17 protein-coding genes are annotated in these 13,910 nt (G+C 47.7%); 3 read left to right on the top strand and 14 right to left on the bottom strand.

All coding sequences use genetic code 11. From position 1 onward, the window contains the following. Positions 1-15 precede the first annotated feature (15 nt). From KNP62_RS01385 to aroQ, 10 genes are all read right to left on the bottom strand, one after another. The gene (locus tag KNP62_RS01385; protein WP_214782412.1) at positions 16-894 is read right to left on the bottom strand and encodes a polyprenyl synthetase family protein; all 879 of its coding nucleotides are present in this window, start codon (positions 892-894) and stop codon (positions 16-18) included. After that, positions 891-1,115, bottom strand: a complete 225-nt coding sequence (gene xseB / locus KNP62_RS01380; RefSeq protein WP_074033298.1) for an exodeoxyribonuclease VII small subunit — start codon at positions 1,113-1,115, stop codon at positions 891-893. Before xseB ends, KNP62_RS01385 begins: the two co-directional genes overlap by 4 nt. After that, a complete protein-coding gene (gene xseA, locus KNP62_RS01375; protein WP_214782409.1) occupies positions 1,090-2,436 on the bottom strand; it encodes an exodeoxyribonuclease VII large subunit in 1,347 nt (448 codons plus the stop codon). The genes xseB and xseA overlap by 26 nt, the downstream gene beginning before the upstream one ends. Next, positions 2,429-3,265 carry a bifunctional methylenetetrahydrofolate dehydrogenase/methenyltetrahydrofolate cyclohydrolase FolD gene (gene folD, locus KNP62_RS01370; protein ID WP_214782406.1) on the bottom strand — a complete coding sequence of 279 codons (837 nt, stop codon included), beginning with the start codon at positions 3,263-3,265 and terminating at the stop codon, positions 2,429-2,431. Before folD ends, xseA begins: the two co-directional genes overlap by 8 nt. A 63-nt stretch (positions 3,266-3,328) precedes the next feature. After that, entirely contained in the window at positions 3,329-3,715 is a 387-nt protein-coding gene (gene nusB / locus KNP62_RS01365) for a transcription antitermination factor NusB (protein ID WP_214692966.1), read from the bottom strand. A gap of 112 nt (positions 3,716-3,827) precedes the next feature. Beyond that, positions 3,828-5,171: an acetyl-CoA carboxylase biotin carboxylase subunit gene (accC, locus tag KNP62_RS01360; protein ID WP_214748033.1), complete on the bottom strand. Its 1,344-nt coding sequence runs from the start codon at positions 5,169-5,171 to the stop codon at positions 3,828-3,830. A 7-nt stretch (positions 5,172-5,178) separates the two neighbouring features. Continuing rightward, positions 5,179-5,628 carry an acetyl-CoA carboxylase biotin carboxyl carrier protein gene (accB, locus tag KNP62_RS01355; RefSeq protein WP_214782403.1) on the bottom strand — a complete coding sequence of 150 codons (450 nt, stop codon included), beginning with the start codon at positions 5,626-5,628 and terminating at the stop codon, positions 5,179-5,181. A 117-nt stretch (positions 5,629-5,745) separates the two neighbouring features. Continuing rightward, on the bottom strand, positions 5,746-6,312 hold the full coding sequence (efp, locus tag KNP62_RS01350) for an elongation factor P (protein ID WP_214692975.1): 567 nt from the start codon (positions 6,310-6,312) through the stop codon (positions 5,746-5,748). Positions 6,313-6,341: 29 nt separating this feature from the next. Continuing rightward, positions 6,342-7,409, bottom strand: a complete 1,068-nt coding sequence (locus KNP62_RS01345; RefSeq protein ID WP_214784012.1) for a M24 family metallopeptidase — start codon at positions 7,407-7,409, stop codon at positions 6,342-6,344. Further along, the gene (gene aroQ / locus KNP62_RS01340; RefSeq protein WP_214782401.1) at positions 7,405-7,842 is read right to left on the bottom strand and encodes a type II 3-dehydroquinate dehydratase; all 438 of its coding nucleotides are present in this window, start codon (positions 7,840-7,842) and stop codon (positions 7,405-7,407) included. Before aroQ ends, KNP62_RS01345 begins: the two co-directional genes overlap by 5 nt. A 141-nt stretch (positions 7,843-7,983) precedes the next feature. Here aroQ and KNP62_RS01335 point away from each other — a divergent pair, with 141 nt between their 5' ends. Both KNP62_RS01335 and KNP62_RS01330 read left to right on the top strand, forming a co-directional pair. After that, positions 7,984-8,925, top strand: a complete 942-nt coding sequence (locus KNP62_RS01335; protein WP_214748024.1) for a DUF1385 domain-containing protein — start codon at positions 7,984-7,986, stop codon at positions 8,923-8,925. A gap of 14 nt (positions 8,926-8,939) precedes the next feature. Beyond that, positions 8,940-9,350, top strand: a complete 411-nt coding sequence (locus KNP62_RS01330) for an SA1362 family protein (RefSeq protein ID WP_214748021.1) — start codon at positions 8,940-8,942, stop codon at positions 9,348-9,350. Positions 9,351-9,374: 24 nt separating this feature from the next. Here the strand turns inward: KNP62_RS01330 and hpt are convergent, their stop codons facing one another. Further along, positions 9,375-9,902 (bottom strand): hypoxanthine phosphoribosyltransferase, encoded by a 528-nt coding sequence (gene hpt / locus KNP62_RS01325; RefSeq protein WP_074033308.1) that lies wholly within the window; start codon positions 9,900-9,902, stop codon positions 9,375-9,377. Between the two features lie 174 nt (positions 9,903-10,076). After that, on the bottom strand, positions 10,077-10,505 hold the full coding sequence (gene mntR, locus KNP62_RS01320) for a transcriptional regulator MntR (RefSeq protein WP_074033309.1): 429 nt from the start codon (positions 10,503-10,505) through the stop codon (positions 10,077-10,079). A 163-nt stretch (positions 10,506-10,668) separates the two neighbouring features. Here mntR and KNP62_RS01315 point away from each other — a divergent pair, with 163 nt between their 5' ends. After that, positions 10,669-11,049 (top strand): rhodanese-like domain-containing protein, encoded by a 381-nt coding sequence (locus KNP62_RS01315; RefSeq protein WP_083600098.1) that lies wholly within the window; start codon positions 10,669-10,671, stop codon positions 11,047-11,049. Positions 11,050-11,083: 34 nt separating this feature from the next. On the opposite strand, the gene gcvPB is transcribed toward KNP62_RS01315, so the two are convergent. Next, positions 11,084-12,559, bottom strand: coding sequence for an aminomethyl-transferring glycine dehydrogenase subunit GcvPB (gene gcvPB / locus KNP62_RS01310; RefSeq protein ID WP_483299201.1), 1,476 nt, complete (start codon positions 12,557-12,559; stop codon positions 11,084-11,086). Then, entirely contained in the window at positions 12,559-13,896 is a 1,338-nt protein-coding gene (gcvPA, locus tag KNP62_RS01305; RefSeq protein ID WP_214784009.1) for an aminomethyl-transferring glycine dehydrogenase subunit GcvPA, read from the bottom strand. The genes gcvPB and gcvPA overlap by 1 nt, the downstream gene beginning before the upstream one ends. Between the last annotated feature and the right edge of the window lie 14 nt (positions 13,897-13,910).

The raw sequence follows: 13,910 nt of genomic DNA, 5'->3' as shown, positions 1-13,910 counted from the left end.
ATCGTGTCACCGGGATCAATGATTTCGTTTCACCACAAACGCCAACAAGTCTAATAATAGCGGAGCTTGAATCGAAAGTGACTCAATAGCAAAGGTCGCTGCCTCTACTTCTGCATCGAGTGCACGCTTCGCCCCGTCTAATCCGAGCAGTTTCGGATACGTCGTTTTTTCATTCTCTTCATCCGAACCGACACGTTTCCCGATTGTCTGTTCGTCCCCGACGACATCTAAGATATCGTCTTGAATCTGAAATGCGATGCCCAGATGTCGACCGAATTGTTTTAATTGTGTCCGATCTTCCTCCGACACACCGGCAAGGATCCCACCTGCTTCAAGCGCATAGACGAGCAGTGCACCCGTCTTTCGTTCATGAATCGACTGGAGTTCCTGTAACGTGACGTCACTCCGTTTCTCAGCGAGCATATCGTCCAACTGACCGCCGACCATGCCAGAGCTACCAGCTGCTAGACCGAAAACGCGAATGATTTCGACGATTTCTTCAGCAGGGAGCGACATTTGCGCAAGAATGCGAAATGCATCCGTCAAAAGCGCATCTCCTGCTAAAATGGCAGTCGCCTCATCAAACTGTCGGTGATTCGTCGGTCGACCCCGGCGAAGATCATCATCATCCATCGCCGGCAAATCATCGTGAATGAGTGAATATGTATGGACCATCTCGAGCGTCGCCGCTACCTCGCCACCTCGCTCGAGTGGAACACCGTACGTTTCTAGAACAGCATAGACAAGTGCGGGACGGATTCGCTTTCCGCCCGCTTCTAATGAATAGACCATCGCATCGCGAAGTCGCGTCGGCATGTCACTCGCCTCAATGAGCGAACGCATCGATTCTTCGACAGTTCGCTTCCATTTGTTCAAACCATCCGTGCGGTTCATGCAGACCCTCCTTTTTCACGAAGGGTACCGTCTAACTCGAGTATTTCGTCCATTTTCTTTTCAGCGGCCGAGAGTTTTGTCTGGCACAAAGCAGATAACCGGACACCTTCTTCATATAAAGTCATCGCTTCCTCTAATGGTACGTCACCAGTCTCAAGTTGCGCGACAATCTGTTCGAGTCGTTCAAGTGCCGCTTCAAACGTCTGTTCTTGTTTCGTCACCAACAATCCTCTCCTTCACTTCAGCGACAGCGTGACCGTCCCGAAAACGAATCGAGATGTCTCCATCGCGTAATTCTTTCACATTTTGCACATATGCTCCATCTTGTTCAATGAACGTGTAGCCCCGTGATAGGACGGCGAGCGGACTGACCGCATGCAATCTTCCTACCTGTTGTGTAAATTGTCGTTTCGATTGTTCTAATGGTTTCGTCCGATGAAGTCGATCGACCATTTGATTGACCTGTTCTCCTTGTTGCGACAAGGTTTTTGAGAACCGTTTCACATCAAGCTGTTGTGACAACTGACGGAGTTGATGAGTCGCTTCGGAAAGATGTCGCTTCATCCCTTGCTCAAGGCGAATCTCCGATTGTGCAAAACGTTCTCGTTTTTGAGAAATCGTATAACGTGGTGATTTCAAGCCATAACTGTTAATCATCCGGTCTACACGGTTCCGAGAATCATCGAGTTGAATCCTAACGGCTTTATGCAGATGGTTGTCTAGACGCTCTACATCTTTCCGCTGTGCGTCAATCATCGCTGTGGCGAGTTCGGCCGCCGCTGTCGGAGTTGCGGCCCGAACATCTGCGACAAAATCAGCGAGCGTATAATCTGTCTCGTGACCGACAGCAGAGATGATCGGGATGGTCGACGCATAGATGGCTTCGACCACGACATCCTCATTAAACGCCCACAATTCCTCAATCGAGCCGCCACCACGGCCGACGATGAGTACATCACAGTCGGTCCGTTCATTCATCCAACGAATGGCAGATGCCACTTGCGGGGCAGCCATTTCGCCCTGTACGGCCACAGGGGCGAATGTGATGGCAACGTGGGGCGCACGACGCCGAAGTGTGGTCGCGATATCATGTAACGCTGCCCCTTTCGGAGATGTGACAATTCCGATCCGCTCAGGAAACGTCGGAAGGAGTTGTTTTCGGTCTACATCAAACCAACCCTTCTCCTCAAGTTCACGCTTTCTCGCCTCATACTGTTCGTATAATAAACCGATTCCGTCTTGACGCATCAGTTCGACGTACAATTGAACGTCACCGGTCGCTTCATACATAGTCACTCTTGAGACGGCGATGACCTTCATTCCATCTTTCGGTTCGAATTGAAGCTGTTTCGCATCTCGAGAAAACATGACGGCTTTCATGCGGGACGCATCATCTTTCAAGGTGAAATAACAATGACCAGATGAATAGCGTTTAAAATTCGAGATCTCACCGATGACCGCGACTTGTCGAAGCAAGACATCATCATCGAGTTGTCGCTTCACATATCGAACAACTTCGGAGACCGGAAGTGGGTTAGCCACGTGACGCTACCTCGACCGTGTTGTGCATGAGCATCGTGATCGTCATCGGACCGACACCGCCAGGAACCGGCGTAATCGCACTCGCCTTCTCTTTGACGGCCTCATAGTCGACATCGCCAACAAGACGACCTTCGACACGGTTGACGCCGACGTCGATGACGAGCGCACCAGGTTTGACCATGTCTGCAGTAACGAGACCTGCACGCCCAACTGCGACAATTAAGATGTCAGCCTGTCTTGTCATTTCTCCAAGGTCTTTCGTTTTCGAGTGACAGTACGTGACCGTAGCAGATTCATTCAAGAACAACATGCCGACTGGTTTTCCGACGATTTGACTGCGACCGACGACCACGACGTGTTTCCCAGCAATCTCAGTTTGTGTCTTTGCGAGATGCAAAATGCCGTGTGGTGTACATGGAAGCAACGTATCAAGACCGAGCATCATCTTTCCGACGTTCTCAGGATGGAAGCCGTCTACATCCTTCTCAGGAGAGATGCGCATGATGACTCGTGATTCGTCAATGTGTTTTGGTAGTGGAAGTTGCACGAGAATCCCGTGTACTTCCTCATCCTCATTCATCAAGTCAATCAAGTCGAGCAATTCTTTCTCGCTAATCGTCTCATCAAAACGGAGCACTTGCGAATCGATTCCGATTTCTTGTGCTGCCCGTTCTTTCCCGCGTACATAGCTATGACTTGCTGGGTCATCCCCAATCAATACTACTTTCAATTTCGGTACGATGTTGCGTGCACGAAGTGCTGTCACACGCTCTTTTAACGTTTCTCGATATGATGCTGCCACTTGTTTCCCGTCGATCACTACTGCCATCTCTCTCATCCCCCGTTGTCTTTAGGTTTTTCTGTAGTTGGTCTGGTGTCTTATCTCTATTTTTTAGTCTTCTTTAATAATGTTGCCGAGTACGCCATTTACGAGCTTACCGGCTTCTTCGTCTCCGAACGATTTCGCGAGTTCGACCGCCTCGTTGATGGTGACGTTCTCTGGAATCGTTTCAACGTATAGCAATTCAAACGTCGCCATACGTAAAATCGTACGTTCGACATTGCCTAGACGATCCAAGCGCCAGTTTTTCAAGTTTTCGACGAGCAAAGCGTCGATATCCTCTTGATGCTCTAGCGTTCCTGTGACGAGTTGTTCGTAAAACGGATCAGACTCTTGCCCGTCCAATGCGAATTCGATGGCTTCGTCCACCTCTAATTTAGATACTTCGATTTGAAAAAGCGTTTGAATCGCTTTCTCTCGTGCTTCATGACGTTTCATTCAGTTACTCTCCTTTTACATGCTTTCATTGTGATAGTTTAGCATAAAGCACTCATAAATTCAGTACAAAAAACCAGGAAGCCGAAATAATGTTCGGGCTTCCTGGTTGTTGTTATTTCGCCAATGACATTTCTTTTTCGACAAATTTCGTGTCGAATGTACCGATTCGGAACTGTTCATGTGCCATCACTTGTTGATGGAACGGAATCGTCGTTTTGATTCCCGAAACCGTAAACTCGTCTAAAGCGCGTAACATTTTTAAAATCGCCTCGTCGCGCGTCGGCGCATGTACGATCAATTTGGCGACCATCGAGTCGTAGAACGGAGGAATCATCGCTCCTGCATATAGACCGCTGTCCACCCGAACGCCCATACCACCTGGGACGATGTATTGATCGATTTTCCCCGCCATCGGACGGAAGTCCATGAACGGGTCTTCTGCGTTGATCCGGCATTCAATCGAATGCCCAGAGAACGTGATGTCTTCTTGAGAGATGGCGAGCGGATGCCCGAGTGCCACTTCTAATTGTGCTTGCACGAGATCGAATCCGGTGATCATCTCCGTGACCGGGTGCTCGACTTGAATCCGCGTATTCATTTCCATGAAATAGAACTCATTGGATTCTGGAACATAGATGAACTCGATTGTTCCCGCTCCAGAATATTGAATCGCTTTCGCCGCTTTGACTGCCGCATCTCCCATCATTTGACGTGTTGCTTCGTCAATCGCAGGTGATGGCGCTTCTTCAACGAGCTTCTGCATCCGTCGTTGAATCGTGCAATCACGCTCGCCTAAATGAATCACATTCCCGAATTGGTCAGCGAGAACTTGCACTTCTACGTGACGGAACGACTCGATAAATTTCTCGAGATACACGTCTCCGTTACCGAACGCCTGCTTCGCCTCTTTGCGTGTCGCGACCAACCCTTGGATGAGTTCGTCTTCGTTTCGGGCGACCCGAATACCGCGTCCCCCACCACCTGCCGTCGCCTTGATGATGACTGGATAGCCCATCTCGCGCGCAAGTTCTACGGCCTCTTCATCCGTGACGACACCGCTAGAACCCGGGACGACCGGCACACCTGACTCAATCATCGTTCGTTTGGCCTCATCCTTGATTCCCATCTTGCGGATGGCATAGCTACTCGGCCCGACAAATTGAATGCCACACGCCTCACACATCTCGGCAAATTCAGCGTTTTCAGCTAAAAATCCATATCCAGGGTGCACCATCGTCGCGTCCACGGCACATGCGACCGACAAGATGTTTGGAATGTTCAAATACGAGTCTTTGGACGGATTTGGTCCAATACAGTATGCTTCGTCGGCCAAATGAACATGTAACGCTTCACGGTCTGCTTCTGAAAAAACAGCGACCGTCGGAATATTCAATTCTTTTGCAGCACGTATGATTCGAACCGCGATTTCTCCACGGTTAGCGATTAATAATTTCATAACGACCTCACTTCACGCTGAAGAGCGGTTGACCGAATTCGACGAGATCGCCATCTGCGACGAGCACTTCTACGATTTCGCCACTGATTTCCGCTTCGACATCGTTAAACAGTTTCATCGCCTCTAGAATACAGACGATTTGTCCTGACTCCACTCGATCACCTACGTTGACGAAGGCTTCTTTATCCGGAGCTGGACGGGAATAAAACGTTCCGACCATTGGAGAGGTGATTGTACGATAAGACGCTTGTTCTGGCGTCGATTGTTCTTGATGTTCTTCTGCTTGAGGAGCAGGCGCAGGTGGCGCGATTGCTTGTGTCTGCATCACAGGCGCGCTCATGACCGCTTGCGCTTCTTTCTTTAATGACAGTTTGAAATCAGATGTTTCAAGCTCCATTTCATGAACCGTTGACTGGTCCAATAGTTGAATGAGCTCTTTGATTTGATCGATTTGCATCTTTCTTACCCCCTGTTTATACCTGGTACTAATCTCCTCTTCACTATAACTGGTCAGACCAATGAATGCAACGAGAAAAAAAGAGTGCCCATTCATTCGAATGAACACTCTTTCAGATTAACCGTTGTAACGACCCATGAACTCTCCAGTACGTGTATCAACTGTCACTTTTTCACCTGGCTCGATGAAAAGTGGTACTTGAATCACATGACCTGTTTCAACTGTCGCGTTTTTCTTCACGTTCGATGCTGTGTCCCCTTTGACGCCTGGGTCTGCTTCGATGATTGTCAACACTACGCTCGTCGGAAGCTCGATTCCAAGAATCTCACCATTGTAGTCCGCGATACTGACTTCCATGTTTTCAAGCAAGTAAGGAAGCGCTGCTTTCACTTGTTCGCTCGTCAACTCAAGTTGCTCGTATGATTCATTGTCCATGAAGACATACGTGTCGCCCATTGGATAGAGATATTGCATACGCTTACGCTCGATGTGCGCACGTTCGATTTTTTCTCCACCGCGGAACGTTGTTTCTTGGATCGCTCCGTTGCGCAAGTTACGCATTTTTGTACGAACGAATGCTGCACCTTTACCTGGTTTTACGTGTTGGAATTCGATGACTTGCCAAATCGAACCGTCAGATGTTTTGACTGTCAATCCTGTTTTTAAATCGTTAACTGATACCATGTTGATTTCCTCCTAAATTCAGACGAGACTCAAGCCTCAATCGTAATTAACTCTTTTGGCGACTGCGTCAAACGGTAACATCCGTCTTCCGTAACGACGACATCGTCCTCAATTCGGCAACCGCCGACACCGTTGATGTAAATACCCGGTTCAATCGTGACGACCATCCCTGGCTCGAGTACTGTTTCCGAGCGGAATGATAATCCAGGTGCCTCGTGCACTTCCATGCCAAGACCATGACCTGTCGAGTGGCCGAAGTATTCACCATATCCTGCTTCTTTGATAATGTCTCGTGTCAATGCGTCAGCTTCAATCCCTGTGATGCCAGCACGTGTACCTTCCACACCAGCGAGTTGGGCACGAAGCACTGTGTCATAGATTTGACGCAACTCGTCCGAAATCGGTCCTACCGCGAGTGTACGCGTAATATCTGAGCAGTACCCTTTATAGTAAGCACCAAAATCAAGTGTGACAAGTTCGCCAGATTCGATGACCTTATCGCTCGCAACGCCGTGCGGAAGTGCCGAGCGGAGACCAGAGGCAACGATCATATCGAACGATGACGAATCAGCACCTTTTGAGCGCATGAACATTTCGAGTTCGTTTGCGACTTCTCTCTCGGTACGACCCGGACGAATGAATGTCTGGATATGTGCATACGCTGCATCAGCGATTGCCGCAGCTTCCTTCATAATCTTAATCTCTGATTCATCCTTAATCAAGCGCAGTTTTTCAACGATTCCAGACGTCTCAATCAGATTTGCATCCACTTCTTTTTCATAAGCGCGATATTGACCGACTGTCATCGCGTCTTGCTCGATTCCAAGGCGTGCGATTGACTCACGTGACACAACATCTGCTACCGATTTGATGAGTGACGTATCAAGTTCAATGATGTCATACCCTTTTACTTGATCGTTCGCCTGTTCCGTGTAACGGAAGTCTGTGATAAAGCTTGCAGATTTCGCCGTGATAACAATCACACCGCTTGATCCGGTGAAGCCTGATAAGTAACGGATGTTCTCCCGTTTTGTGACGAGCAATGCGTCAATCTCGTTTGCCTCTAACTGTGCTTGCAGTTTGTTTACGCGTTCAATCATGTCGATTCCTCCAATGTTCGATTAATGCATGCAGTGCCAACGTGTAACTCGTCAGCCCGAAGCCGGTAATGACACCTAAACAAACGCCTGCGAGTTTTGACTCGTGGCGAAACGTTTCTCTGGCATGCACGTTCGAGATATGTACTTCAACGACCGGGGCAGCGATTGCAGATATGGCATCGCGAATCGCGATTGATGTATGCGTATAAGCACCCGCGTTCAAAATGACACCTTCATAGTCGTAGGCATCATGTAGCGCATCAATCAACGCTCCTTCGTGATTGGATTGAATGAAAGTGAGTTCGACGTCATCCGGTGCAGCAAGCATCAATTCGGCAGCTAAACCCTTTAACGACACGTCCCCATACACGTTCGGTTCACGGCGACCCAATAAATTTAAATTCGGACCATTCAACACTAGAATCCGCAATCTTCTTCCCCCTCGTTCGTCAAGTCTTATCTATTGTAACAAATTTATCGAAAGAACGTGAATCGAGCCTTCCACCCTTTCGTTTTTTTTATAAATCGCGGTATAATTCAAGTACAACTCTGTAAGAATCGAGGAAAGTGAATGAATTCTAAACCAAACATTCCTGTCGGAGGACAGGCACTCGTGGAAGGCGTCATGTTCCAAGGCCGCTCCGAGAGCGCATCCGCCATTCGGCGAAAAGACGGTTCCATCGAAACGTTCGAGCAAGCGCGCATCCTCGTCCCGTGGGTCCAATCGTTGAAAAAGGTACCGTTTTTGAGAGGAATTGTCGCATTATATGAATCATTGAAGAACGGATCAGCGCATATGAATTTTGCAAGCGATCGTTATGACGTCGACCCGAGTGAAGATGTCAGTACGAACGAGGAACAGAAGCAGAGCATGTGGATGATTGCCTTCATTGCCATCATCGGTGTGATTTCTTATGTCTTTGGGAAGTTGATTTTTAACGTGACTCCAGCTCTTCTTGCCTCGATGTTTCAAGACGTGCCGTTATTTTCCGGACACGTGGTTCAAAACCTCCTTGAAGGGGGAATAAAATTAGTATTGTTGCTCAGTTACCTCTATTTGATATCGTTGACGCCACTCATTAAACGCGTCTTCCAATATCATGGGGCTGAACACAAGGTCATCAACTGTTATGAGTCCGGACGTCCGATTACGGTCGAACAAGTTCGAAAGAGCTCACGTCTTCATTACCGTTGTGGGTCGAGTTTTATTTTGTTCACCGTTTTCGTCGGGATTGGCGTGTACATGATCGTCCCAATCGATCCACTTTGGCTACGACTCGTCAGCCGAATTGCGCTCTTACCTGTCGTCATCGGAATCTCATTTGAAGTCCTACAATTCACCAACCGTTTCCGTGAACATCGCTTCCTTTCATTCCTCGGAAAACCGGGTCTGTCACTCCAACTATTGACGACTCGAGAGCCGAGCGATGAACAGATTCAAGTCGCAATCGAAGCATTCGAGACATGGGAACGCAAAGAGTTAGGAGAATCGGTCATTCATAGAGAGGGATAAGAGGAGGAAGCACCATGATCAGACAAAGAATTGGTTCGACCGCTGCAACAATCGTGTTTATCTTAGGCTTCATCGGGGTCGGGCATATGCTCGCCACCGATCCCGGTCGATTATTTAGACAATTGTTGTTCATCGGGATATTCGGGTTAGTCTTTTATGTGATCTACCGCGTTTTCATCGGACGACGTATGTCCCCAGAAGATATGCGCTATCGTAAAACCGCTCAAGCCTCTAAGAAACGGATGCAAGGGAACCGTGGACCTCAAGTCAAACCTTCCGCATCCGTGAAGAATAAGAAACACAAGAAGCCGGGTTCGAACGTCACGAAGTTGTCCAAACGATCGAACGGACATCGAAGCAATCCCCCGCACCTCACCGTGATCGAAGGAAAAAAAGGGAAGAAGAAAAAGAAAGCCAACATGTAAAAAGGAGCGCCGCGGCGCTCCTTTTTACGTTGTCTCCACATATCCGATGTATGGTAAGTTGCGATACTGCTCGGCATAGTCGATGCCATACCCGATGACAAACTCATCCGGAATCTCAAAGCCGACATAGTCTGCATCTAATTGCACGAGACGTCGAGCTGGTTTATCGAGAAGCGTACAGATTTTTAGCTGTTTCGGTTGATGGAGTTCCATATGTTTGCACAAGAACTTCAACGTCTGCCCTGTATCGATGATGTCCTCGATGATCACGACATACTTTCCTTCCACATCCAAGTCAAGGTCTTTACGTAGTTGTACACTCCCACTCGAAACGGTCTTTTTCCCGTAAGAAGACGTCGCGACTGTGTCGAGTTGTACACTCCCTTTCATATAACGCATCAAATCAGCAGCAAATACCATTGACCCTTTTAAGACCGCAACAATGACAATAGGCGTCCCGTTTGCGTCTTTCTCAATTTCTTCTGCTAATTCTTGTACCCGATTTCGAATTTGCTGTTCATCAAACAGCTTTCCTTTAATTTGAATGTCCATCAGCTCGGCGAATGTTCGCCGTCACCCCCTATTTAGTGAATCCACGATTCATCTTATCATATTTCCAACTTAAAAATATACATTAGTAGATAAAATAGGTGTTTTCGTTCGTATTTAAGTCCTGTTTACCCTACAAAAAAACGTCAATCGTAAGAAATTGACGTTTTCTATACATTATTCTTCTGCTGCTCGCTCTTGCTCACGAAATTCTCTGAATTGATCCATTAGTTCAGGTTTGTCTTCAAAAAATTCCACAAACTGCGTCATGCAATCGAGCGTATTTGAACTGAGGTGATGTTCGATTCCTTCCACATCCTCGTATACATCCGCTTCGTCGACTCCAATCAGACGTAAAAAAGACTCGAGCATCGCATGGCGCTCGACGAGTCGTTTCCCTACTTTTTGACCTTTCTTCGTAAGCATGAGACCGCGGTATTTTTCGTACACCAGATATTCTTCACGGTCCAACTTTTGAACCATTTTGGTGACAGAGGAGGGATGAACTCCTAAATGTTCGGCAATGTCAGAAACACGTGCATATCCTTTTTCTGACATAAGTAAATAAATCCGTTCTAAATAATCTTCCATACTCGGTGTCGGCATGGGCACGACCTCCCCTAATGTTCCGGTTTCCACTTTATATTTTATCCTAAAGAAGCTGAAATCGAAAGGGAAAGCCCCGATTCATTCAGTCAATCATTGTCTCGTGACCTTAAATTCATTATAATGAGATATGGTAACTTTGAAAGAGAAGGGAAGAACATCTATGGGAATCGAAACAATCCTCGTCATCCTCCTATGGGTTGCCTTGATCGCCTACATCGTATGGCGCTTCATGCCAGCTCGCGGGTTGAAAAAAATGAAACAAGAAGAATTCCGTGCTTCACTCCGCAAAGGGCAATTGATTGACGTACGTGAACCGAATGAATACAAAGGTGGTCACATCGTCGGTGCTCGAAACATCCCGGTCGGTCAACTCAAGATGCGTATGAAAGAATTACGTAAAGACCAACCGATCTTAATTTATTGCCAAGGAAGCTCACGTTCTAACCAGGCGGCCAAACTACTCATGAAAAATGGATATAACAATATCTACATGCTTGAAGGCGGCTTCAAGAACTGGAAAGGCAAAATTAAAAAAGCATAAAAATGGGCGGGTCGATTGAATCGACCCGCTCCTTTTATTTCACGGATGACGCCTCACGACGTTCATATTTTAAAACAGGCTTCCGAGCAGCGAGCGTCTCATCCATACGCTTAACGACCGTCGTATGCGGGGCCGTCTGTACGATTTCTGGATTTTCTTCCGCTTCTTTTGCAATTTGAAGCATCGCATCGCAGAACGCATCAAGCGTTTCTTTTGATTCGGTTTCAGTCGGTTCCACCATAATACACTCTTCCACATTTAATGGGAAATAGATTGTCGGTGGGTGGTACCCGAAGTCGAGCAATCGTTTCGCGATATCAAGCGTACGGACACCGAGTGCCTTTTGTCGCTTCCCTGACAAGACGAATTCATGCTTGCAATACGTATCGTATGGTACGTCGAAGGCCTCTTTCAATCGAGCAAACATATAGTTCGCGTTGAGCACGGCTTCACGCGATACACGCGTCAATCCTTCTGCTCCCATCGTTTTAATGTAGCTATACGCGCGAACATTGATCCCGAAGTTTCCATAGAACGGCTTGATTCGACCAATCGAGTGTGGACGATCATAGTCTAAGCCGAACCCTTTATCTGTCTTCGTGACGATCGGCGTTGGCAAGAACGGAATCAGATCACGTTTTACCCCTACTGGACCAGAACCCGGACCACCACCGCCGTGAGGACCCGTGAATGTCTTATGCAAGTTCAAGTGAACGACATCAAAGCCCATGTCTCCTGGACGTGCGATTCCAAGAATCGCGTTCGAGTTCGCACCGTCATAATAAAGCTTTCCACCAGCCTCATGAACCACTTTTGAAATTTCGAGGATGTCCGCCTCAAACAATCCGAGCGTATTCGGGTTCGTCAGCATGAGAGCAGCCGTGTCTGCACCAACTTTTGATTTCAAATCATCCAAGTCAACCAGACCACGCTCATCCGACTTGACCGTCACCGTTTCAAATCCAGCAACGACCGCAGAAGCCGGGTTCGTTCCGTGCGCCGAGTCTGGAACGAGTACTTTCGTACGAGCCGTATCCCCATTGCGTTCGTGGAACGCTTTGATCAACATGAGCCCTGTCCATTCGCCATGCGCCCCTGCTGCTGGTTGCAACGTCACTTCATCCATCCCAGTGATTTCCGCAAGTTGCTCTTGTAAGTCGACCATGAGTTCAAGCGCACCTTGAATCGTCTCAACGGGCTGCAATGGATGAATGTGCGCGAATCCAGGAAGGCGTGCCATATCTTCGTTCACTTTCGGATTATATTTCATCGTACAAGAACCAAGTGGATAAAATCCTGAATCTACTCCATGGTTTCGTGTAGAGAGCGCCGTGTAATGACGAACGACATCGAGCTCAGATACTTCAGGAAGTTCAGCCACTTCTTTTCGAATCATCGTCGCCGGCAATAATGACTCGAGGTCAACTTCCGGAACGGTTGGCGTCGGTAAGTTATATCCTGTTCGTCCTTCACGTGATACTTCAAAAATTAGCGTTTGTTCGTGTTGCATCATTTCATCCCCCCGACCACTTCGACAAACTGATCAATCTCTTCTTTTGTACGTAACTCTGTCGCACAGACTAGCATCTGTGACTGGCGCTCTTCTTCATACGTTCCGAGCGGAAGTCCACCAATCATTCCATGTTCAAGCAAGTGACGAGATACTTCTTCTGCATCGCGTCCGAAATCAACAACGAATTCATTAAACATTGGTCCCTCGTCAACCATTGTAAATCCTGCTGCTTTCAATGCTTCTTTCATGTAATGAGCTGTTTGGATATTCCGGACAGCCATGTCTCGAATGCCATATTTCCCTAAAGCGGACATCGTGATTGAGGCAGCCAATGCGTTGAGCGCCTGGTTCGAACAGATGTTTGAGGTTGCCTTGTCACGACGAATGTGTTGTTCACGCGCCTGTAACGTCAAGACGAATCCACGTTTTCCATCCTCATCTACCGTTTGTCCTACGAGTCGACCAGGTAGTTTACGCATCAACGACTTCTTCACTGCAAAATAACCACAAGACGGACCACCAAAGCTTTGTGGAATCCCGAACGGTTGAGCATCCCCGACCGTAATGTCCGCTCCAAGCGCACCTGGTGATTCCAAAATACCTAATGCAAGCGGGTTACTTGATACGACGAACAGTGCACCTGCATCATGCGCTTGTTTCGCCAATTGCTCCAAATCTTCAATACGACCGTAGAAGTTCGGATATTGTACGACTAGACATGAAGCATCTGTTAAATCGAGGTCAGTTACATCCGTCACCCCATTTGTGACGTTTGTATATTCGACAGAAAGTCCTGGACCATCCGCATATGTGCGAATGACATCTTTCGCTTCAGGATGTACCGCTCCAGAAACGACAACGCGTTTTTTTTTCGTCTGCGCACTCGCTAGGTAAGTCGCTTCAGCAAGAGCCGTAATTCCGTCATACATCGACGAGTTTGCGACATCCATCCCGGTCAACTCACAAATCATCGTCTGGAACTCGAACATCGCCTGAAGCTCACCTTGTGAGATTTCAGGTTGATATGGCGTATACGCCGTATAAAATTCAGAACGTAAAAGCATATGGTTCATCACGGTCGGTGAAAGATGATCATACATCCCGGCTCCGAGGAAACTTGGATATGACTTTGTATGTTTGTTCTTATCCGCTAGTTTCGTCATATGACGAACGAGATCCACTTCCGGAAGTGGTGACCCGATTGCTGCAAGCGACGCTTTTTCGCGAAGCGACTCTGGAATATCCGCGAGCAACGATTCGATGGAATCCACTCCAATCGTTTGAAGCATGTCTCGCTCATCTTGTTCGGTCATCGGTAAATAACGAAATTCCATTCTATTCATTCTGA

Origin of the sequence: Exiguobacterium sp. s183, from assembly GCF_018617655.1 — a bacterium.
Classification (GTDB): domain Bacteria; phylum Bacillota; class Bacilli; order Exiguobacteriales; family Exiguobacteriaceae; genus Exiguobacterium; species Exiguobacterium aestuarii_A.
Note: the sequence above shows the minus strand (reverse complement) of the source record. Positions and strands in the feature narration are given on the sequence as shown.

Coding starts and splice junctions, on each gene's coding strand:
- KNP62_RS01335 (WP_214748024.1), top strand. CDS start 7,984: ATGAATTCTAAACCAAACATTCCTGTCGGAGGACAGGCACTCGTGGAA.
- accB (WP_214782403.1), bottom strand. CDS start 5,628: ATGCAAATCGATCAAATCAAAGAGCTCATTCAACTATTGGACCAGTCA.
- hpt (WP_074033308.1), bottom strand. CDS start 9,902: ATGGACATTCAAATTAAAGGAAAGCTGTTTGATGAACAGCAAATTCGA.
- efp (WP_214692975.1), bottom strand. CDS start 6,312: ATGGTATCAGTTAACGATTTAAAAACAGGATTGACAGTCAAAACATCT.
- nusB (WP_214692966.1), bottom strand. CDS start 3,715: ATGAAACGTCATGAAGCACGAGAGAAAGCGATTCAAACGCTTTTTCAA.
- accC (WP_214748033.1), bottom strand. CDS start 5,171: ATGAAATTATTAATCGCTAACCGTGGAGAAATCGCGGTTCGAATCATA.
- KNP62_RS01315 (WP_083600098.1), top strand. CDS start 10,669: ATGGGAATCGAAACAATCCTCGTCATCCTCCTATGGGTTGCCTTGATC.
- gcvPB (WP_483299201.1), bottom strand. CDS start 12,559: ATGCAACACGAACAAACGCTAATTTTTGAAGTATCACGTGAAGGACGA.
- KNP62_RS01385 (WP_214782412.1), bottom strand. CDS start 894: ATGAACCGCACGGATGGTTTGAACAAATGGAAGCGAACTGTCGAAGAA.
- folD (WP_214782406.1), bottom strand. CDS start 3,265: ATGGCAGTAGTGATCGACGGGAAACAAGTGGCAGCATCATATCGAGAA.
- mntR (WP_074033309.1), bottom strand. CDS start 10,505: ATGCCGACACCGAGTATGGAAGATTATTTAGAACGGATTTATTTACTT.
- KNP62_RS01330 (WP_214748021.1), top strand. CDS start 8,940: ATGATCAGACAAAGAATTGGTTCGACCGCTGCAACAATCGTGTTTATC.
- gcvPA (WP_214784009.1), bottom strand. CDS start 13,896: ATGGAATTTCGTTATTTACCGATGACCGAACAAGATGAGCGAGACATG.